General features: G+C 67.3%; 17 protein-coding genes. 8 read left to right on the top strand and 9 right to left on the bottom strand.

Annotated features, from left to right (window positions below):
* Positions 1-227 precede the first annotated feature (227 nt).
* From ACIUM1_RS21475 to ACIUM1_RS21465, 3 genes are all read left to right on the top strand, one after another.
* Positions 228-3,944 carry a multifunctional oxoglutarate decarboxylase/oxoglutarate dehydrogenase thiamine pyrophosphate-binding subunit/dihydrolipoyllysine-residue succinyltransferase subunit gene (locus ACIUM1_RS21475; protein ID WP_406814565.1) on the top strand — a complete coding sequence of 1,239 codons (3,717 nt, stop codon included), beginning with the start codon at positions 228-230 and terminating at the stop codon, positions 3,942-3,944.
* Positions 3,945-4,050: 106 nt separating this feature from the next.
* A complete protein-coding gene (locus ACIUM1_RS21470; protein WP_406814564.1) occupies positions 4,051-4,878 on the top strand; it encodes an SDR family NAD(P)-dependent oxidoreductase in 828 nt (275 codons plus the stop codon).
* A gap of 56 nt (positions 4,879-4,934) precedes the next feature.
* Complete coding sequence (locus ACIUM1_RS21465) at positions 4,935-5,786, top strand: SDR family NAD(P)-dependent oxidoreductase (protein ID WP_406814563.1); 852 nt, start codon at positions 4,935-4,937, stop codon at positions 5,784-5,786.
* 3 nt (positions 5,787-5,789) lie between these two features.
* On the opposite strand, the gene ACIUM1_RS21460 is transcribed toward ACIUM1_RS21465, so the two are convergent.
* The 3 genes from ACIUM1_RS21460 to ACIUM1_RS21450 all read right to left on the bottom strand — a co-directional run bounded on the left by ACIUM1_RS21460 (position 5,790) and on the right by ACIUM1_RS21450 (position 8,927).
* Positions 5,790-6,659, bottom strand: a complete 870-nt coding sequence (locus tag ACIUM1_RS21460; RefSeq protein WP_406814562.1) for a glycine betaine ABC transporter substrate-binding protein — start codon at positions 6,657-6,659, stop codon at positions 5,790-5,792.
* Entirely contained in the window at positions 6,656-7,864 is a 1,209-nt protein-coding gene (locus ACIUM1_RS21455) for an NADP-dependent malic enzyme (protein ID WP_406814561.1), read from the bottom strand. The genes ACIUM1_RS21460 and ACIUM1_RS21455 overlap by 4 nt, the downstream gene beginning before the upstream one ends.
* Before the next feature lie 73 nt (positions 7,865-7,937).
* Positions 7,938-8,927 carry a malate dehydrogenase gene (locus ACIUM1_RS21450; protein ID WP_406814560.1) on the bottom strand — a complete coding sequence of 330 codons (990 nt, stop codon included), beginning with the start codon at positions 8,925-8,927 and terminating at the stop codon, positions 7,938-7,940.
* Positions 8,928-9,115: 188 nt separating this feature from the next.
* Here ACIUM1_RS21450 and corA point away from each other — a divergent pair, with 188 nt between their 5' ends.
* Positions 9,116-10,216 carry a magnesium/cobalt transporter CorA gene (gene corA / locus ACIUM1_RS21445; protein WP_406814559.1) on the top strand — a complete coding sequence of 367 codons (1,101 nt, stop codon included), beginning with the start codon at positions 9,116-9,118 and terminating at the stop codon, positions 10,214-10,216.
* An 18-nt stretch (positions 10,217-10,234) separates the two neighbouring features.
* Here corA and ACIUM1_RS21440 read toward each other — a convergent pair whose 3' ends face one another.
* Genes ACIUM1_RS21440 through ACIUM1_RS21415 form a run of 6 tightly spaced genes read right to left on the bottom strand, consistent with a single transcriptional unit; the run spans position 10,235 to position 15,740 of the window.
* Positions 10,235-10,828 (bottom strand): suppressor of fused domain protein, encoded by a 594-nt coding sequence (locus tag ACIUM1_RS21440; RefSeq protein WP_406814558.1) that lies wholly within the window; start codon positions 10,826-10,828, stop codon positions 10,235-10,237.
* A complete protein-coding gene (locus ACIUM1_RS21435; RefSeq protein ID WP_406814557.1) occupies positions 10,825-12,003 on the bottom strand; it encodes an ABC transporter ATP-binding protein in 1,179 nt (392 codons plus the stop codon). Before ACIUM1_RS21435 ends, ACIUM1_RS21440 begins: the two co-directional genes overlap by 4 nt.
* 4 nt (positions 12,004-12,007) lie before the next feature.
* Positions 12,008-12,859 (bottom strand): carbohydrate ABC transporter permease, encoded by an 852-nt coding sequence (locus tag ACIUM1_RS21430; protein WP_406814556.1) that lies wholly within the window; start codon positions 12,857-12,859, stop codon positions 12,008-12,010.
* Positions 12,849-13,727, bottom strand: coding sequence for a carbohydrate ABC transporter permease (locus ACIUM1_RS21425; protein ID WP_406817797.1), 879 nt, complete (start codon positions 13,725-13,727; stop codon positions 12,849-12,851). Before ACIUM1_RS21425 ends, ACIUM1_RS21430 begins: the two co-directional genes overlap by 11 nt.
* Positions 13,728-13,780: 53 nt before the next feature.
* Positions 13,781-15,193, bottom strand: a complete 1,413-nt coding sequence (locus ACIUM1_RS21420; RefSeq protein WP_406814555.1) for an extracellular solute-binding protein — start codon at positions 15,191-15,193, stop codon at positions 13,781-13,783.
* A gap of 22 nt (positions 15,194-15,215) precedes the next feature.
* Complete coding sequence (locus ACIUM1_RS21415; protein WP_406814554.1) at positions 15,216-15,740, bottom strand: general stress protein; 525 nt, start codon at positions 15,738-15,740, stop codon at positions 15,216-15,218.
* 234 nt (positions 15,741-15,974) lie between these two features.
* Here ACIUM1_RS21415 and ACIUM1_RS21410 point away from each other — a divergent pair, with 234 nt between their 5' ends.
* From ACIUM1_RS21410 to ACIUM1_RS21395, 4 genes are all read left to right on the top strand, one after another.
* On the top strand, positions 15,975-16,658 hold the full coding sequence (locus ACIUM1_RS21410) for a DUF4190 domain-containing protein (protein WP_406814553.1): 684 nt from the start codon (positions 15,975-15,977) through the stop codon (positions 16,656-16,658).
* Between the two features lie 82 nt (positions 16,659-16,740).
* Positions 16,741-18,048, top strand: coding sequence for a magnesium transporter MgtE N-terminal domain-containing protein (locus tag ACIUM1_RS21405; protein WP_406814552.1), 1,308 nt, complete (start codon positions 16,741-16,743; stop codon positions 18,046-18,048).
* Positions 18,045-18,587 (top strand): DUF1003 domain-containing protein, encoded by a 543-nt coding sequence (locus ACIUM1_RS21400; protein ID WP_406814551.1) that lies wholly within the window; start codon positions 18,045-18,047, stop codon positions 18,585-18,587. Before ACIUM1_RS21405 ends, ACIUM1_RS21400 begins: the two co-directional genes overlap by 4 nt.
* Positions 18,588-18,694: 107 nt before the next feature.
* Positions 18,695-20,089: a lytic transglycosylase domain-containing protein gene (locus ACIUM1_RS21395; RefSeq protein ID WP_406814550.1), complete on the top strand. Its 1,395-nt coding sequence runs from the start codon at positions 18,695-18,697 to the stop codon at positions 20,087-20,089.
* The last annotated feature ends 21 nt before the right edge of the window (positions 20,090-20,110 follow it).

The following is a 20,110-nucleotide window of genomic DNA, read 5'->3' as shown; positions in this document are numbered from 1 at the left end:
CAGCGCGGCCGCGGCGATGGCAAGCGCGGCGTGGCCACCATCGGGCTGGCCCGGCCGTCGCGATACCCCGGTCAACCTGGCGGATAAACGGCGAAAGGTTAGCCTTTATAGGGCGGAAGAACGGGTACCGCCTTCCAAATGAGGTGTTCGGTCGTCCGGGCCGACAAGGGTGCAGGCGTCCGCGGGAATGCGCTTGCAGAGCACAAGGATTGAGGCGAACTGCGGTCGTGAGCAACATAAGTTCACCATTCGGGCAAAACGAATGGCTGGTCGAGGAGATGTACCGCAAGTTCCGCGACGACCCCTCGTCAGTGGATCCGAGCTGGCACGAGTTCTTGGTCGACTACAACCCCGAGTCCACCAGCGAGCCGGCGCCGGCCGCCCCGACCAGCGGTGACCGTTCGGCGGCCACCGGCCCGGCCCCGGCGAAACCGGCTCCGGCGGCCCCGCAGACCGCCGAGCCCGCCAAGCCGCCGGCCCCCGCCAGCACGGCCACCGGCAATGGGGTCGCGGCGCGGCCGGCCAAGGCCGCCACACCCCCACCGTCGGAAGGCGACGAGCTGCAGCCGCTGCGCGGCGCCGCGGCGGCCGTCGTGAAGAACATGTCGGCGTCGCTGGAGGTGCCGACGGCGACCAGTGTGCGCGCCATCCCGGCCAAGCTGATGATCGACAACCGGATCGTCATCAACAACCAGCTCAAGCGCACCCGCGGCGGCAAGATCTCGTTCACGCACCTGCTGGGCTATGCGATGGTGCAGGCGATCAAGAAGTTCCCGAACATGAATCGGCACTACGCCGAGGTCGACGGCAAGCCCACCGCGGTGACGCCGGCGCACACCAACCTCGGTCTGGCCATCGACCTGCAGGGCAAGGACGGCAAGCGTTCCCTGGTGGTCGCGGGGATCAAGGGTTGCGAATCCATGCGCTTCGCGCAATTCGTCACCGCCTACGAAGACATCGTGCGGCGGGCCCGCGACGGCAAGCTGACCGCGGAAGACTTTGCCGGCGTAACCATTTCACTGACCAACCCGGGCACCATCGGCACCGTGCACTCGGTGCCGCGGCTGATGACGGGCCAGGGTGCCATCATCGGTGTCGGCGCCATGGAGTACCCCGCGGAGTTTCAGGGCGCCAGCGAGGAACGCATCGCCGAGCTGGGCATCGGCAAGCTGATCACGCTGACCTCCACCTACGACCACCGCATCATCCAGGGCGCGGAGTCCGGCGACTTCCTGCGCACCATCCACGAAATGCTGCTGTCGGACGCGTTCTGGGACGACATTTTCCGCGAGACGGGCAACCCCTACCTGCCCATCCGCTGGAGCACCGACAACCCGGACTCGATCGTGGACAAGAACGCCCGGGTGATGGAGTTGATCGCGGCCTACCGCAACCGCGGGCACCTGATGGCCGATATCGACCCGCTCCGGCTGGACAGCACCCGGTTCCGCAGTCACCCCGATCTCGAGATCGTCAACCATGGCCTGACGCTGTGGGACCTCGACCGAGTGTTCAAAGTCAACGGATTCGGCGGTCGCCAATATTCGAAGCTGCGCGACGTGCTGGGTCTGCTGCGCGACGCCTACTGCCGCCACATCGGCGTGGAGTACACCCACATCCTGGACCCTGCACAACAGGAGTGGCTGCAGCAGCGCGTCGAGACCAAGCACGTCAAACCGACGGTGGCTGAGCAGAAGTTCATTTTGAGCAAGCTGAACGCGGCCGAGGCCTTCGAAACCTTCCTGCAAACCAAATACGTTGGCCAAAAACGTTTTTCGTTGGAAGGCGCCGAGAGTGTGATCCCGATGATGGACGCGGCGATCGACCAGTGCGCCGAGCACGGCCTCGACGAAGTCGTCATCGCGATGCCGCACCGCGGCCGGCTCAACGTGCTGGCCAACATCGTTGGCAAGCCCTACTCACAGATCTTCAGCGAGTTCGAGGGCAACCTCAACCCGGCGCAGGCGCACGGGTCCGGCGACGTCAAATACCACCTCGGCGCCACCGGCGTGTACCTGCAGATGTTCGGCGACAACGACATTCAGGTTTCGCTGACGGCCAACCCCTCACACCTGGAAGCCGTGGACCCGGTGGCGGAGGGTCTGGTCCGGGCCAAACAGGATCTACTGGACCGGGGCGCGGATGACGAGGGTGGCAAGAGCTTCGCCGTGGTGCCCCTGATGCTGCATGGCGACGCCGCCTTCGCCGGCCAGGGTGTGGTGGCCGAGACGCTCAACCTGACCAACCTGCCCGGGTATCGCGTCGGCGGCACCATCCACATCATCGTCAACAATCAGATCGGCTTCACCACCGCGCCGGAGTACTCGCGCTCCAGCGAGTACTGCACCGACGTCGCCAAGATGGTCGGGGCCCCCATCTTTCACGTCAACGGCGACGACCCGGAAGCCTGCGCGTGGGTGGCAAAGCTGGCCGTGGATTTCCGCCAGGAGTTCAAGAAGGATGTCGTCATCGACATGCTGTGCTACCGCAGACGCGGGCACAACGAGGGCGACGACCCGTCGATGACCAACCCCGGGATGTACGACGTCGTCGATGTCAAGCGAGGGGTGCGCAAGAGTTACACCGAAGCCCTGATCGGCCGCGGCGACATTTCGATGAAAGAAGCCGAAGACGCGTTGCGCGACTACCAGGGCCAGCTGGAGCGGGTGTTCAACGAGGTCCGCGAGCTGGAAAAACATGGCGCCATGCCGAGCGAATCCGTCGAGTCCCATCAGATGGTGGCGGCCGGGCTGGACACCTCCGTGGACAAGTCCCTGCTGGCGCGGATTGGCGACGCGTTCCTGGCGGTGCCGGATGGCTTCACCGCACACCCGCGGGTGCAGCCGGTGCTGGAGAAGCGCCGCGAGATGGCCTACGAGGGCAAGATCGACTGGGCCTTCGCCGAACTGCTGGCGCTGGGTTCGCTGGTGGCCGAGGGCAAGCTGGTACGGCTGTCGGGGCAAGACACCCGGCGCGGTACCTTCTCCCAGCGGCACTCGGTGATCATCGACCGCAACACCGGCGAAGAATTCACGCCGCTCAAGCTGCTGGCGACCAATCCCGACGGCACCCCCACCGGCGGGAAGTTCCTGGTCTACGACTCGCCGCTCTCCGAGTACGCGGTTGTCGGATTCGAATACGGCTACACGGTCGGCAACCCCGACGCCCTGGTGTTGTGGGAGGCACAGTTCGGGGACTTCGTCAACGGGGCGCAGTCGATCATCGACGAGTTCATCAGCTCCGGTGAGGCCAAGTGGGGCCAGTTGTCCAGTGTCGTGCTGCTGCTGCCGCACGGCCACGAAGGCCAGGGTCCCGATCACACTTCGGGCCGCATCGAGCGCTTCCTGCAGCTGTGGGCCGAGGGTTCGATGACGATCGCGATGCCCTCGACGCCGTCCAACTATTTCCACTTGTTGCGGCGCCACGCCCTCGACGGTGTGCAGCGTCCACTGATCGTGTTCACCCCGAAGTCGATGCTGCGCAACAGGGCCGCAGTCAGCGACGTCAGGGACTTCACCGAGCTCAGGTTCCGCTCGGTGCTCGAAGAGCCGACGTACGAGGACGGCATCGGTGATCGAAGCAAGGTCACCCGGATCCTGCTGACCAGCGGCAAGCTCTACTACGAGTTGGCCGCCCGTAAGGCCAAGGACCACCGCGACGACGTGGCGATCGTGCGGATAGAGCAGCTTGCGCCGCTGCCGAAACACCGGCTCGAAGAAACACTGGACCGCTACCCGAATGCCGCCCAGTTCTTCTGGGTGCAGGAGGAACCGGCCAACCAGGGCGCCTGGCCGCGATTCGGGCTGGAGCTGCCCGAGCTGCTGCCCGACAAGCTGACCGGGCTCAAGCGGATCTCGCGCCGGGCGATGTCGGCGCCGTCGTCGGGCTCGTCGAAGGTGCACGCCGTCGAGCAGCAGGAGATCATCGACACGGCGTTCGGCTGACCGGGCGACGGCCGCTGACCCGGGCGCGATTCTGCGACCCACGGCTATCAGGGACCGCCGGTACCGGCTAGCCTCGACGCAAACGTGCCGAGAAGGAAGGGTGCTCATGCAAGGGTTCGCCGGCAAGGTCGCGGTGGTGACGGGCGCGGGTTCAGGTATCGGGCAGGCGCTGGCCCTGGAGTTGGCCCGCTCGGGCGCCAAGGTGGCGATCAGCGACGTCGACCTCGACGGTCTGGGGCACACCGAAGAGCAGCTCAAGGCGATCGGCGCGGCGTTCAAGTCGGACCGGCTCGACGTAACCGAGCGCGAGGCCTTCCTGGCCTACGCCGACAGCGTCAAGGACCATTTCGGCAAGGTCAACCAGATCTACAACAACGCCGGCATCGCCTTCACCGGCGACGTCGAAGTCAGCCAGTTCAAGGACATCGAACGGGTGATGGACGTCGACTTCTGGGGTGTCGTCAACGGCACCAAGGCGTTCCTGCCGCACCTGATCGCCTCCGGTGACGGGCACGTCGTCAACGTCTCCAGCGTGTTCGGGCTCTTTTCGGTGCCCGGGCAGGCCGCCTACAACTCGGCCAAGTTCGCCGTGCGGGGCTTCACCGAGGCGCTGCGACAAGAGATGGCGGCGGCCGGCCACCCGGTGGCGGTGACCACGGTGCACCCCGGCGGCATCAAGACCGCGATTGCGCGCAACGCCACCGCCGCCGAGGGCCTCGACCAGGCGGAGCTGGCCAAATTGTTCGACAAGCGGCTGGCCAAGACCACACCTCACCGCGCCGCCGAGGTCATCCTGGACGCCGTGCGCAAGAAGAAGGCTCGGGTGCTGGTGGGCACGGACGCCAAGCTCCTGGACGTCCTGGTGCGGCTGACGGGGTCGGGTTATCAGCAGCTGTTCGGGCCGGTGATGGGCCGGTTGCTGCCCAAGCAGTGATCGACCTCTGGTAACGATTAGCGTCAGGCGGTCACGCCGCGACGAGGGAGTGTTGCATGGGTACGTTCGCCGGGAAGGTCGCCGTCGTCACCGGCGCCGGTTCGGGCATCGGCCAGGCGCTGGCGGTTGAGCTGGGCCGGGCGGGCGCCAAGGTGGCCATCAGCGACGTCGACACCGAGGGGCTGGCGCAGACCGCCGAACAGCTGACGGCGATCGGCGCCGCGTTCAAGTCCGATCGGCTGGACGTCACCGAGCGCGAGGCCTTCCTCGCCTACGCCGACGCGGTCAACCAGCACTTCGGCAAGGTCAACCAGATCTACAACAACGCCGGCATCACCTTCATCGGATCCATCGAGGACAGCCGGTTCAAGGACATCGAGCGGGTGATCGACGTCGACTTCTGGGGCGTCGTCAATGGCACCAAGGCGTTCCTGCCGCACCTGATCGCCTCCGGCGACGGGCACGTCGTCAACATCTCGAGCGCGCTCGGCCTGTTTTCCGCGCCCGGCCAGGCGGCCTACGTCTCGGCCAAGTTCGCCGTCCGGGGCTTCACCGAGGCGCTGCATCAGGAGATGGCGGCGGCCGGGCACCCGGTGCGGGTGACGACGGTGCATCCCGGCGGCATCAAGACGGCCTTCGCCCGCAACGCCACCGCCGTCGAGGGGCTCGACCAAGCCGCGCTGGCCACCGTGTTCGAGGAGCAGCAGGCCAAGACCACCCCGCAGCGAGCCGCGCAGCTGATCCTCGACGGCGTGCGCAAGAACAAGGCCCGGGTCCTGGTCGGTCCCGACGTCAAGGCGATGGACCTGTTGGTCCGGCTTGCCGGACCCAACTACGAGCGTCTGGTGGGCGGGCCGGTGATGAGCCGGGTCAAGGACTTCGTGGCCCGGATGCTGCCGAAGCGCTGAGCGTCACCGGCCGAGCGGATGCTCGGCCAGCCAGCCCCCCGCCACCGCCTGTGGGTCTGCGCCGGTGCGGACCTGACGACGCATCTCGGCCAGGGCGGCCGTGTCCAGCACGCCCGCCACTTCGTTGATCGCCAGCAACTGCCGCTCGCTGAGCGCGTTGCGGCGATACAGCGGCACCACGTTCTCGGCGCGGATCAGTGCGGGTTTGCCGTCGGCCAGCGCGACCAGGTCGCCGGGTGCGCCGGGGTCGGCGGTTGTGGTCCACCCCGCGGTCAGCTGCCCGGCCCGGATCGCGGCGAACATTGTTGCACCATCCGGGAATTCGCGCGGTGCGCGAAGCTGGCAAGAGCCGACGGCCGAAGGCTCCCGGTGGCCGGCGACGGTCCCGACGACGAGGCCGTCGCAATGTCGGGGCAGCGTGCTCAAATCCGCGCTGACCTCGCTGCCGCCCCACGCCCTGGCGGTGGGCTGACTGACCAGCAACTCGGGTTTGTCCTCGGCGGCCGTGGTGTAGTCACCCGCGACGACGCCCTCGGGCAGCGCGGCGATCATCGCGCGGTAGACGTCTTTGTCCGACATCGCCGTCGCGCCGGGCTGCAGGGCTTGCAGCGTGCGGCCGGTGAAGGCGGGAACGACGGTGAACGCGCCGGAATCCAGCTGCGGCTTCGGGTCGGCCGCGGTGGCGGCCCGCGCGCCGAACCCGTAGGACCGCAGGGCCGCGACGTAGATGCCGGCTAGCAGCGCCGAATCGGCGTCAGTCCGGGATCCGACCACCACTTCGGCGCGGGCACGACGGTCGCCGGTGTCGGTTGCGCAACCGGCCACCACGAGTACGGCGGCGAGCAGTGGCACCGCCAGCCTGCCGATTCTCACCCCGCGGCAACGGAAGGGTCTGCAGCCTCGGTGGCCAGCGCCACCGCTGTGGCGACCGCTTCCCCAACACGGGTGTCCAGGGGGCTCGGGACGATGCGGTCGAGCGCGAGATCGTCGCTGGCGACCGAGAAAATCGCCTCTGCCGCGGCGACCATCATCTTTTCGGTGATCCGGCGGGCGCCGGCTTCCAGGGCGCCGCGGAACACTCCGGGGAAGGCCAGCACGTTGTTGATCTGATTCGGGAAATCGCTGCGGCCAGTCGCAACCACCGCGGCGTACTTGGCCGCGATCTGCGGGTGGATCTCCGGATCGGGATTGGACAATGCGAACACGATCCCGTTGGGCGCCATGCTGGCGATCATCTCTTCGGGAACCACGCCCCCCGAAAGGCCCAGGAACACGTCGGCGCCCCGGATGGCCTCGGCCAGACTGCCGGTCAGTTCGGCGGGGTTGGTGCGCCGCGCCAGAGCCACCTTGACGTCGTTCATGTCGTCGCGACCGGTGTGCAAAATGCCCCGCGAGTCCAGCACGATGATATCCGAAACACCCATCGCCACAAGGAGATTCGTGCACGCGACACCCGCCGCACCGGCCCCGGACACCACCACCTTCAGCGAGGTCATGTCGCGGCCGAGTGCCTTGCTGGCGCCCATCAGCGCGGCCAGCACCACGATCGCCGTGCCGTGCTGGTCGTCGTGCATCACCGGGCAGTCCAGCGCCTCGATGAGGCGACGCTCGATCTCGAAGCAGCGCGGCGCGGAGATGTCCTCCAGGTTGACGGCGCCGAACGTCGGGCGCAGCCGCACCAGGGTTTCCACGATCTCATCGGGGTCCTTGGTGTCCAGCACGATCGGGATGGCGTTCAGGCCGCCGTACGCCTGAAACAGCGCACACTTGCCTTCCATCACCGGCAACGACGCCGACGGTCCGATGTCGCCGAGGCCCAGCACCGCGCTGCCGTCGCTGACCACCGCCACCAACCGGTTCGCCCACGTGTAGCGGGCCGCCTGGGCATGGTCGGCGGCGATCGCGCGACTGACCTGTGCCACGCCAGGGGTGTAGGCGATCGACAAAGCGCGCTGAGTATCCAGCGGGGAGGTCAGGCCTACCGAAAGCTTGCCACCCAGGTGTGCCTCGAAGATCTCCGCGTCGGTGATCACGCCCTGCTCGGCGTTCGTCTGTATCGATTCAAGCAATTCGGACACGCGCTTCAGGGTACTGACTACCCATTAGTAGGCCTAATTGGTGAGCTGGGTCATCCAGGCCGACGGCCGTCGCTCAGATCAGCTTGAGTTCTGTGACGGCGGCGCGCTCGTCGACCAGCTCAGCGGTGGTCTTGTCGATGCGGCCACGGGAGAACTCGTCGATTTCCAGTCCCTGCACGATCGACCAGTCGCCGTCCTTGGTGGTTACCGGGAAGGACGACACGATCCCTTCCGGCACGCCGTAGGAGCCGTCGGAATACACCGCCATCGACACCCAGTCACCCTCCGGGCTGCCCAGCAGCCAGGACCGGGCGGCGTCGATGGTGGCCGACGCGGCTGACGCCGCCGAGGAGGCGCCGCGCGCGTCGATGATGGCCGCGCCGCGCTTGGCGACCGTCGGGATGAAGTCGTTTTCGATCCAGTTCTGGTCGTTGACCACCTCAGCGGCGTTCTTGCCGCCGACCTCGGCGTGGAAGATGTCGGGGTACTGGGTGGCTGAGTGGTTGCCCCAGATGGTCATCTTCTTGATGTCGGTGACCTTCGCGCCGGTCTTCTTGGCCAGCTGCGAGATCGCCCGGTTGTGGTCCAGCCGGGTCAGCGCGGAGAACCGCTCCTTGGGAATATCGGGGGCGTTGCTCAGCGCGATCAGCGCGTTGGTGTTGGCCGGGTTGCCGGTCACGCCGATGCGGACGTCGTCGGCGGCGACGGAGTTGAGCGCCTTGCCCTGCGCGGTGAAGATCGCGCCGTTGGCCTCGAGCAGGTCGCTGCGCTCCATGCCCGGGCCGCGCGGCCGCGCGCCGACGAGCAGCGCCAGGTTGACGCCGTCGAAGATCTTGTTGGCATCCGCGCCGATCTGCACGCCGGACAGCAGCGGGAACGCGCAGTCCTCCAGCTCCATGACGACGCCCTCCAGCGCCTTGAGCGCGGGCTCGATCTCAAGGAGACGCAGCTCGATGGGGCGGTCGGGGCCCAGCAACGAGCCACTGGCCAAGCGGAACAACAGGCTGTAGCCGATCTGGCCGGCGGCGCCGGTGACGGCGACCTTGAGAGGACTTGCGCTCACGTCGATTTACTCCTTGTGGAGAAGTTCGTGCAGATTCGGGTTCGGCTCGAAACTAGCGCACTCTTCTCCGCAGCCGATCTCCGGTCCGCTACCTGGGCTTTCCGACACCTGATCGTCGCCCTTTGAACAGCCTGGACGCGTACCATGGACCACCGCCCGGTCGGACCCGCGCATGGTGGGAGGTGGACATGTTCCAAGGATTTGATGCACTGCCGGAAGCGCTTCGCCCCCTTGCGCACGAGCCGCAGCCCAAGCCGAGCACCGCGCCGGACCGGCCCAAGCAGACATTGGTCGACTGCGCCGTCTACGCCGCCGGCCACCGGTTGCCCGGCAAGCTGGGCTATGCGGCCGCCCTGGAAAAAGTGCGCGAGCTCGAAGCGCTGAGCCACGACGCATTCGTCTGGGTCGGCCTGCGCGAACCCAACCAGTCCGAGATGCAGGAAGTTGCCGACGTGTTCGGGCTGCACCCGCTGGCCGTGGAGGACGCCGTGTGCGCACATCAGCGGCCCAAGGTGGAGCGCTACGACGACACCCTGTTCCTGGTCCTCAAGACCGTCAATTACGTGCCGCACGAGTCGGTGGTGCTGGCCCGCGAGATCGTCGAGACCGGCGAGATCATGGTCTTTGTCGGCAAGGATTTCGTGGTCACGGTCCGCCATGGCGAACACGGCGGACTGTCCGATGTGCGCAAGCGGATGGACGCCGATCCCGAGCAGATGCAGTTGGGCCCCTACGCGGTGCTGCACGCGATCGCCGACCATGTGGTGGACCACTACCTCGAGGTGAGCAGTCTGATGCTGTCCGACATCGACAGCATCGAGGGGCTGGCATTCGCCCCGGGCAGGAAGATCGACGTCGAACCGATCTATCTGCTCAAACGTGAGGTGGTCGAACTGCGCCGATGCGTCAACCCGCTGTCCGCCGCGTTCCATCGCATCCAGATGGACAACAAGGACGTGATCTCCAAGGAGGTGCGGCGCTACCTGCGCGACGTCGCCGACCACCACTCCGAGGCCGCCGACCAGATCGCCAGTTACGACGACATGCTCAACTCGCTGATCCAGGCGGCGCTGGCCCGGGTTGGCATGCAGCAGAACAACGACATGCGCAAGATGGCGGCCTGGGCCGGCATTTTGGCGGTGCCCACCATGGTCGCCGCCATCTACGGAATGAACTTCCATTTCATGCCCGAGCTCGACTGGACGTGGGGCTACCCGGGCATCATGGCCGTGATGGCCGTCGCCTGCGTGGGCCTGTATTTCCAGTTCCGGCACAACAACTGGCTGTAGCCCGTCCGCGCTGTCAGCTCAATTAGGCTGTGCGGCGGGGCGATTCGGATCCAGCACGTCGACGCCGTCGTTGTCCCAAGCCTGACGCATCGCCTCGGCACCCTTGAGCCGCACCCACGCCGCTTCCGTGGCGGTGATGGGGGTTGCCGACAGGAACTGCACGGGCTCGCGCGGCGGATCCAGCGGCAGATCGCGAATCTCGCTGTGGCCCAATAATACTGCGGTGAACGCCACCCGAGCCGACGGGGACGTCCACAGCGGCGAGCCGAGATCGACCAGCGCGTCGGGACACAACACCACACCGTCGACGGCCGGAGCCGCCGCCAGGATCGCCAGGCTGCGGGCGACGCCGGAGACCGGACCGGGATCGCGCAGCCGCAGCACGACTTCGGCGCGCGGACCGCGCAACGGATCGGCGATGTCGTGCGTTGGGTCGGTCATCGGGTGGCGCGAGCAGCCCAGCGTGACATAGTTCACCGTGCCCTCCGGGTCCCGGAAACGCAGCACCTCGATGGTCTCGGTGCCCAGAAATGTCACGCTCGCCGCATCGGGCTCGACGTCGGGGAAGTGAGCCTGCAGGTGCGCGCGCACCTGATCCAAACCCTGTGTCACGGCGCCCCAGACGGCGCGATGGTCAGGTTCGCGCCGGAATCCGCATCGAAGACCACCAGCTTGGTGGTGTCGAACGCCAACTCGATCGGCTGCCCGATCGCCGCCTTCGAGTCGGCGGGAACCCTTGCCACGAACTGGTTTTCATGGGCGTCGGACTCCGCGGCCAGCTCGTCCAGCTGAGCCGAGTGCGCGGCCCATGCCGCGGTGGAGAAGTAGACGTACTTGTCCGCACCCAGCGACTCCACCAAGTCGACCTTCACCTCGAAAGTCAGCGCCCTGATGCGCTGGTAACCGTCGATCAGTGCGGCATCGGACAGATGCTCGGGCCGCACGCCGACGATGACGTTCGCAGGCTCCGGATGCCGGGCGATCACCTCTTGGACTTGCGGTGTCAGCATCACTTCGCCGAACGGCAGCTTGAGCCCGTCGGGGGTCAGCGTGGCGGGGAAGAAATTCATCGCCGGCGAGCCGATGAAACCGGCCACGAACAGGTTGGCCGGATGCTCGTACAGCTCGTCCGGTGTGCCGATCTGCTGGGCCACACCGGAGTGCATCACCACCACGCGGTCACCCAGCGTCATGGCCTCGGTCTGGTCGTGCGTGACGTAGACCGTCGTGGTGCCCAACCTCTTCTGCAGCCTGGCGATCTCCCCGCGCATCTGGACCCGTAACTTGGCGTCCAGGTTCGACAGTGGCTCGTCCATCAGAAACGCCTTGGGATGGCGCACGATGGCGCGGCCCATCGCTACCCGCTGACGCTGCCCGCCGGACAGCTGCGACGGCTTGCGGTCCAGAAGTTCGGTCAGGTCAAGGGTTTTCGCGGTCTCCTCGACCTTCTGGGCGATTTCGGGCTTCGCCATCTTGGCCAGCGTCAACGGAAAGGCGATGTTCTGCCGCACCGTCATGTGCGGGTACAGCGCATAGGACTGGAATACCATCGCGATGTCGCGGTCTTTGGGCGCCTTCTCGTTCACCCGTTCGCCACCGATGCGCAGCTCGCCGGACGAGATGTCCTCAAGCCCGGCAATCATGTTCAGCGTCGTGGTCTTGCCGCAGCCCGAAGGTCCCACCAGGATCAGGAACTCGCCGTCGGCGATGGTGAGGTTGAGGTCGTGCACCGCCGTCGCGCCGTCCGGGTAACTCTTGCTGACATGGTCCAGCACAATCTCGGCCATCGAGTTATCCCTTCACCGCGCCAGAGGTCAATCCGGCGACGATTCGTCGTTGAAAGATTAAAACAAATACGATGATGGGCACCGTGATGACGACGGCGCCGGCCGCGATCGATCCCGTCGGCTCCTCGAACTGCGAACTGCCGCTGAAGTTCACGATCGCCACCGGGGCGGTGATGGCCGCTTTGGTGGCCGTCAGCGTCAACGCCAGCAGCAGGTCGTTCCAGGCGAAGATGAACACCAGGATCGCCGCCGTCACCACGCCCGGCGCCGCCAGCGGCACGATCACCTTGCGGAACGCCTGAGCGGGTGTCGCGCCGTCCATTTTGGCCGCCTTCTCCAGATCCCAAGGTATCTCCCGGAAGAAGGCCGACAGCGTGTAGATCGCCAGCGGCAGCGCGAAGGTGATGTAGGGCAGAATCAGGCCGGGCCAGGTGTCGAACAGACCGGTGAAGCGTTCGATGTTGAACAACGGCGTCACCAGCGAGATCGCGGGGAACATGGTGATCAACAAGGTGGTCCCGACCAGCAACCGCTTGCCCGGGAAGTCCAGCCGGGCAACCGCATACGCCGCCATGGCGCCGAGCACCACGGCGATCGCGGTGGTGATCGCCCCGATCCCGACGGAGTTGATCAGCGCCGAACTGAAGAAGTCACCGTGGAAGATGCCGCGATAGTTGTCCAGTGAGACCGACGAAGGAATCAGCTTGCCGTCCCTGACCGTCGAGCTCGGCTTCAGCGACAAACTGAAGATCCACAGCACCGGAAGAAGCGCATACACCACCACCAGGGTGTCGATGACGGCCCAGATCGCGGTGCGCCGCGCGCCCGTCGATACCCCCGTCCCCTTAGCGGCCATCGGCGTCACCCCCGGGGGCCGCCGCGCCGAACACCTTGATGAACACCCACGCGATCAAGCCCCCACAGACGAAGATCAGCACGCTGATCGCCGAGCCGAGCCCGACGTTGAAACCCTTGAACAAGTTGTCGTATCCCAGCATCGACACTGATCCGGTGTTGTTGGCGCCGTTGGTGATCACGTAGATGTTGTCGAAGATGCGAAACGCGTCCAGGGTGCGGAACAACAAGGCGACCACCACCGCCGGCTTGATGATCGGCAGGGTCACCCTGGTCAGCCGCCGCCACGCGCCCGCGCCGTCGACTTGGGCGGCCTTCAGCAGATCCTCGGGAACCAGCGACAAGCCGGCCAGCAGCAGCAGCGACATGAACGGGGTGGTTTTCCAAACCTCGGCGAGCACGACGATCGCCAGCGACGGGATCTGTTGGGTCAGCGGCGCGCTGCCCTGCGGCAGCAGGTCGGCCAAGTAGCCGGTGCCCGGCGTCCACGCGTAATACCAGCTGTACGACGCGACCACGGTGACAATGCCGTAAGGGATCAGCACCGCGGTGCGTACCAGACCCTTGCCGATCAGGGTGCGGTGCATCACCAGCGCCAGCGTCAGGCCCAGGACGAATTCGAGGGACACCGAGACCACCGTGATGCCCAGCGTGGCCACCAGCGCGGTCCACCAATAGCGGTCGGTCAGGACGGTCACGTAGTTGTTCAGGCCGACGAACGCGGTGTCATTGGGGACGGCAAAGTTATTGCGCTGCAGGCTCAACCACACGGCGTAGCCGATCGGATAGACCGTCACCGCCAGCATCAGGATCGCGGCCGGCGCGACCAGAAGAAGCGCCAACCGCTGTTCGGACGGGCGTCCGCGCAGCCGCGGTACCACCGAAGACGTTCGCGCGGCGCGGGTTTCGCCAACAGCGGGCGTCACGGCAGCAGCCCTTTCCCGTCGATCGCCTTTTGCACCTGGGTGCTGAGCTCGTCGGCCGTCCGCTCGGGATCGATCCGGGAGATGGGGCTCAGCGTCGCGGCGAGCCGGATGGACACACCCTGATAGACCGGCGTTGCCGGACGCACCGCCGCGTCGGTGAGCTGGCGGCGAATGATGGTGTACATCGGATATTTGCCCTGGAACTGCGGATCGGAATACAGCGAGACGCGTACCGGGGGCAGGCCGCCTTCGATCGAGACGTACTTCTGGTGCGCCAGATTTCGCAGGCAGCGGATGGCTTCGAAGGCTTCGGCACGGTGACGGGTGGTGCTGGCCACCGCCAGGTTCGCCCCACCGATCGTCACCTTGGCCGGACGGCCCGGCGCCACACCGGGATACGGCGCGAACCCGAGAACCTTCTGGCTGGCTTGGTACGCGATACGGAATTGCTCGTCATCGGGCACGAACGTCCCCGCGTTGTTGATGCTGCCGGCCAGCTTCGGATTCCGGTTGAGCGGCAGGAAGGGCACCCCGCCTTTGACCGCGTTCTCCAGCATGGACGCCAGTGCGTATGGCCAGTTGACGGCGAGCGCGGCCCGGCCTTGTTCGATCGCCAACCGCGCGGTGCTCTCATCGGTACGGCTGATCGACGGATCGGCACCGGGCGCAACGGCCACCGACTTGAGGATGCGCAGCGCATTGACGGTGGCCGCCCGGTGCGCAGGCGTGTCGGTGAGCGTGACGCGGCGGCCACCCTCGGAGAGCACCTGACCGCCCCCGCTCACCAGCAGCGTGTTGAACCAGACGACCAGACCTTCGCCCTCGTTGGCCTGCACGCCGACCCAGCTGGGCTGCCCCGCGTCGTGCAATCGGGTGGCCTCGGAGACCATGCCGTCCCACGTTCGCGGCGGCTGGCTCACCAAATCGGCTCGATACCAGAGTAATTCGGTGTTCGTGGTGACGGGTGCGCCAAACAACTTGCCGTGCCAGCGCGCCGTCGACAGCGGGCCCGGCAATGTGTCCATCGTGGCGTCGGCCTCCGCTTGTCCCTCGGGATCGTCAGACAACGGCAACGCCCAGCCCGCCTCGGCGAACTCGGCCGTCCACACCACGTCCAGCGACATCACGTCCAGCGTGCGGTCGTGACCGGTCAGCCGGCGGGCCAACTGCAAACGCTGCTCGCCGGGGGCCCGGGGCAAACTGATCTGCCGGATGGCGAAGCGGCCGTTGAATTGCTTCGTGCAGTCCTGCGCGACAGCGGTGAACGTCGCGCCATCGGCGGCGGTCGTATAAAAGCTGATGACCAACCCGCGGCTTGCGGAACCGCAGGCGGATGACGCCGCCGCGACGATCGCCGTCGCCAGCGCGATCACGCCCATCCGGTGCACGCGCCCGCGACGACTCACCACTGATTCACACCTCTCGCGGGCCTCAGATAGCCAAGCGCGCCAACAGGTCCCGTGCCTTTTCTGCGTTTTGCGGATCACACAGCACGTCGTAGCGCCCGGCTACCAGTTGCATGGTCGAGCTGAAATCCCTTGTGCCACGGGCCATCGAATAGGGAACCGCGGAAGTGATCAGTCCGAAGAAGACACCGGCGACCAGACCTGTGGCCAGGGCCCCCCACGGATTGGGGCTGAAAAAGCCCAGCACCAACCCGATGAACAGTCCGAGCCACGCGCCGCTGAGCACACCGCCGCCCAGCACCTTGGGCCATGTCAGTCGGCCGGTGACCCGCTCCACCTGCATCAGGTCGACACCGACGATGGTCACCTGCTGCACCGGGAACTGCTGGTCGGACAGGTAGTCGACGGCGCGCTGCGCCTCGGCGTAGGTGGGATAGGACCCGACCGGCCAGCCGCGCGGCGGCGTCGGTAGCCCGGGCGACCCGCGGCGTCCCGCGCCGCCCGGCGGCGTCGCGCCGGGGACCTGTCCAGGCTGGAAAGGATTAGTCATCGCCGCTCATTGTCCTCCGCCTCGGCCGTCGTTTCACCTCAGGGCCTCCCCACCCTATCCACCGGCATCGCGTCACCTGCGAAAACACCGATCTCCGATCTCCCCGCGGCCCCGGCGGCACGAGGAATCGAGGCTTCGTTCTCTCGACAGCCGGAACGGTCGCCGTATCTCCGGGTGGCCGGGCGGCGATTCGTGGCAGCCCCCGCCACCTGCGCATGGGTTAGGTTGAACACCATGACAGCTCCCGGGGGCGGCTTCGGCGAGGGCGCCCACGACGATAAGGCTGACTCGCCCACCGCCGGCGGCGGAGCCGGTGAGCAGCCGGATGCGTCTGCGCCGTGGGAGCCGCCCGAGGCGCCGCCGGCAGCCGAATCGGTGCCGCCGTCGTATCCCCCGCCGGGTTACTCCCCCGAATACGGATCCGGGTTCCCCCCGCCCGCCGGTCCGCCGCCCGGATACGAGCAGCCGCCCGGCTATGGCGGACCGGCCTATCCGCCGCCGCCCTACCCGCCGCCCCCCTATGGCGGACCGGCCTATCCGCCGCCGCCCTACCCGCCGCCCCCCTATGGCGGCCCGGCCTATCCGCCGCCGCCCTATGGCGGCCCACCCCCGTACGGGCCCCCCACCTATCCGGCCGGTTACTACCCGATGCCCGATTACCAGGGCGGCTATGGACCCGCCGGACCGCCGCCCGCGGGGACGAACAGGCTGGCAATCGCCTCGCTCATCGCGTCCTTCGCGGGCTTGTTGTTGCCGGTCAGTTCGATCGTGGCGATGGTGCTGGGCGTGATCGCGCTGGATCAGATCAGGCGCACCCGTCAGGATGGCTTCGGCATGGCGGTCGCCGGCATCGTCATCGGAATCGCCACTCTGCTGGTGGTTTTGGTGGTCCTCCTCTTCAAGCTGCACGTGTATTAGCGGGTCGTCACGCATCCGACCCCGCGACGTCCGGGCCAGGGTTGTCAGCCATCGGACCGACGGCTGCCTAGGCTCTACTTCCATGGGATCGGTCAACAGGGTGTACGTCGCGCGACTATCGCGGATGTTGGTGCTGGGGCCGCTCGGCGAATCCGTCGGGCGAGTCCGCGACGTCGTGGTCAGCATCAGCATCGTGCGTCAGCAACCGCGCGTGCTGGGGCTGGTGGTCGACCTGGCGACGCGACGCAGCATTTTCATCCCGATCCTGCGGGTCGCGTCCATCGAGCCCAACGCCGTCACGCTGAGCACCGGCAATGTGTCCCTACGCCATTTCGTCCAGCGGCCCGGCGAGGTGCTGGCGATCGGTCAGGTGCTCGACACGCAAGTCAAGGTGAACGACCCCGATCTGCCGGAACTGGCGGGCCTCGACGTGGTCGTCACGGACCTGGGAATCGAACAGACCCGGACTCGGGACTGGATGGTGAGCCGGGTCGCCGTCCGCGTGCCGAAACGGCTGGGACGGCGCGGCCCCGTGCACGTCGTCGACTGGCACAACGTCCAGGGCCTGACCCCGTCGGCGCTGGCGTTGCCCGGCCAGGGAGTCACCCAACTGCTGGACCAGTTCGAGGGCCGCAGGGCGGTCGACGTGGCGGATGCCATCCGCGGGCTGCCGGTTAAGCGGCGCTACGAGGTGCTCAAGGCGCTCGACGACGACCGACTGGCCGACGTTTTGCAGGAGCTGCCCGAATTGGACCAGGCCGACGTGCTGTCACAACTGGGCACCGAACGCTCCGCCGACGTGCTCGAAGAGATGGATCCCGACGACGCCGCCGATCTGCTCGGTGTGCTGAATCCGACCGACGCCGAGATGCTGCTGACCCGGATGGACCCCGATGACTCCGAGCCGGTGCGCCGGCTGCTCGCCCACTCCCCCGACACCGCCGGCGGCTTGATGACGTCGGACCCCGTGGTGCTGACTCCCGACACGTCGGTCGCCGAGGCGCTGGCCCGGGTTCGCGACCCCGAGCTCACCACCGCGCTGTCGTCCATGGTGTTCGTCGCGCGCCCGCCGACGTCCACCCCCACCGGGCGCTACCTGGGCTGCGTTCCCTTGCAACGACTGCTCCGCGAGCCGCCGTCGGCCCTGGTCGGTGGGATCGTCGACAGTGACCTGCTGACCCTGACGCCGGAGACCCCGCTTGGCGCGGTCACCCGCTATCTGGCCGCATACAACCTGGTGTGCGGACCGGTCGTCGACGACCAGAACCATCTGCTCGGCGCGGTAACGGTGGACGACCTGCTCGATCATCTGCTGCCGCATGACTGGCGGGTGGACATGCAGGAGGTCGACGTCGCCGGGCGGGTCAACGGACTGGAAGGATCCGAGTGAGCAAAACCTCGGCCCCGCGTGGCCTGTACACGCCGCGGACGTCGCGCAGGTATTCGCCGCGGCTGGATCCCGAAGCCGTCGGGCAGATCACCGAATCGATCGCGCGTTTCTTCGGCACCGGCCGCTATCTGCTGATCCAGACGGTCGTGGTGGTGGTGTGGATCGCGTTCAACCTGATCGCGGTCACGGCGCGCTTCGACCCCTACCCGTTCATCTTGCTGAACCTTGCTTTCTCGACTCAGGCCGCCTACGCCGCCCCGTTGATCCTGTTGGCGCAGAACCGCCAGGAGAACCGGGACCGAGTCGCCCTGGAGCACGACCGTCGTCGCGCCGCCGAAACCAAAGCCGACACCGAGTACCTGGCGCGCGAACTGGCGGCACTGCGGCTGGCCGTCGGCGAGGGCGTGACGCGCGAATATCTGCGCCATGAGCTCGATGACCTGCGCGAACTGTTGAGCAATCTGCTGCCCGGAAGTGCGGATGCCGACCCGGTTCAGGGCGGTGACGGCCTGGAGCGTACGGCTAATAAATCCAGGTGAGAACCATTTGGGCCATTGCGCCACTCGTGTCACAAGGGTTATGTATGGTGATCTGGTTCACCGAGCTAACAGAAAGTGGACCCAGCTCACATATCTAGGACGGTCGAGTGCGCATTGGGGGAAGCCGGGGTGAGAGCCCCGCCGCCGCGACTGAGCGGCAGCGATCACTTCGGAACACGCGCAAGCCGATTTTCGGCGTAGCAATGATTGCACCACTGGTCTTCGCGGGGGCGGTCAGCGCGGCGGCTCCCTCGCTTCCGGTACGAATGCCGCCGGTGCATGCCGCCGTCACCCCGGTCGCCGCGGTTTCGCCGACCTTCCCCGACCTCACCGGGCCCGCCGTCGTGGCGATCGACCGCAGCCCCACCGTCTTTCACGTCGCCGAGCCCGCGCTGTCTGCGCCTCCGCCGGCAATGATCGTGAATGCGCCTGGCGCGCTGGGCATTCCGAGCATCGCATTGGCCGCCTACCGCAACGCGGAGCAGAAGATGGCCGTCGCGGCCCCCGGCTGCGGCGTCAGCTGGAACCTGTTGGCCGGAATCGGACGCATCGAATCGGGTCACGCGGGCGGCGGAGCGGTCGACGCCCGCGGCACCGCCATCACCCCGATCTACGGCCCGTCACTGGACGGCACGCTGCCCGGCAACGAAACGATCATTCAAAGCAGCGCCGGCAACCGCGTCACCTACGCCCGCGCGATGGGACCGATGCAGTTCCTGCCCGGCACCTGGGCGCGCTACGCGTCCGACGGCAAGGGCGACGGGGTGGCGGACCCGCAGAACATCTTCGACGCCACCCTGGCGGCCGCCCGGTACCTGTGCAGCGGCGGACTGAACCTGCGTGATCAGTCGCAGGTGCTGACCGCGATCCTGCGCTACAACAACTCGATGCCCTACGCACAGAACGTGCTGGGCTGGGCGGCGGCCTACGCGACCGGTGTCGTCCCGGTCGACCTGCCGCCGATGACGGGACCGCCGCCGCCGCTGGGTGACGCACACCTCGAGCACCCGGAAGGGCTCGGCCCGAACTTGCCGATGAACATCAACGGCCTGCCGCTGGACGACCCGCTGGCGCGCGTTCCGTTGATCGACTTGAGCAGCCCGGCGATGGTCAGTCCCCCGCCGATGTTCCCGTGGATGACGCCCACGCCCCAGCAGGCGCCGGCCCAGATGCCCGGTTGCACGGTGATCTGCATCAGCTCGCAGGCCACACCGCCCGCGGGGCAGCCACCGTTCGGTGCGCCGCCCCAGCCGCCGTTCGCGCCACAGCCGCCGTTCGGTGCGCCGCCCCAGCCGCCGTTCGCGCCACAGCCGCCGTTCGGTGCGCCACCGCCGGACGCCGGCCCACCGCCAGCGCCCCCGGCCGCGGCGCCTGCGCCGCCTGCTGCGGCAACTCCGGCCGCCGGACCTGCGCCGGCCGCACCGGCGCCCAAGCCCGCCGGCCCGTCGGGCGCGGCGCCCGGCGCACCCAAGCCGAAGCAGCCCGGGGCCGGGTCCGGCTAGCTGACCCGCCCACCGGGTCGC

The sequence above is a fragment of the Mycobacterium sp. M23085 genome, from assembly GCF_045343915.1.
Classification (GTDB): domain Bacteria; phylum Actinomycetota; class Actinomycetes; order Mycobacteriales; family Mycobacteriaceae; genus Mycobacterium.
The sequence above is the reverse complement of the archived record's forward strand: the minus strand, read 5'-3'. Positions and strand labels throughout refer to the sequence as shown.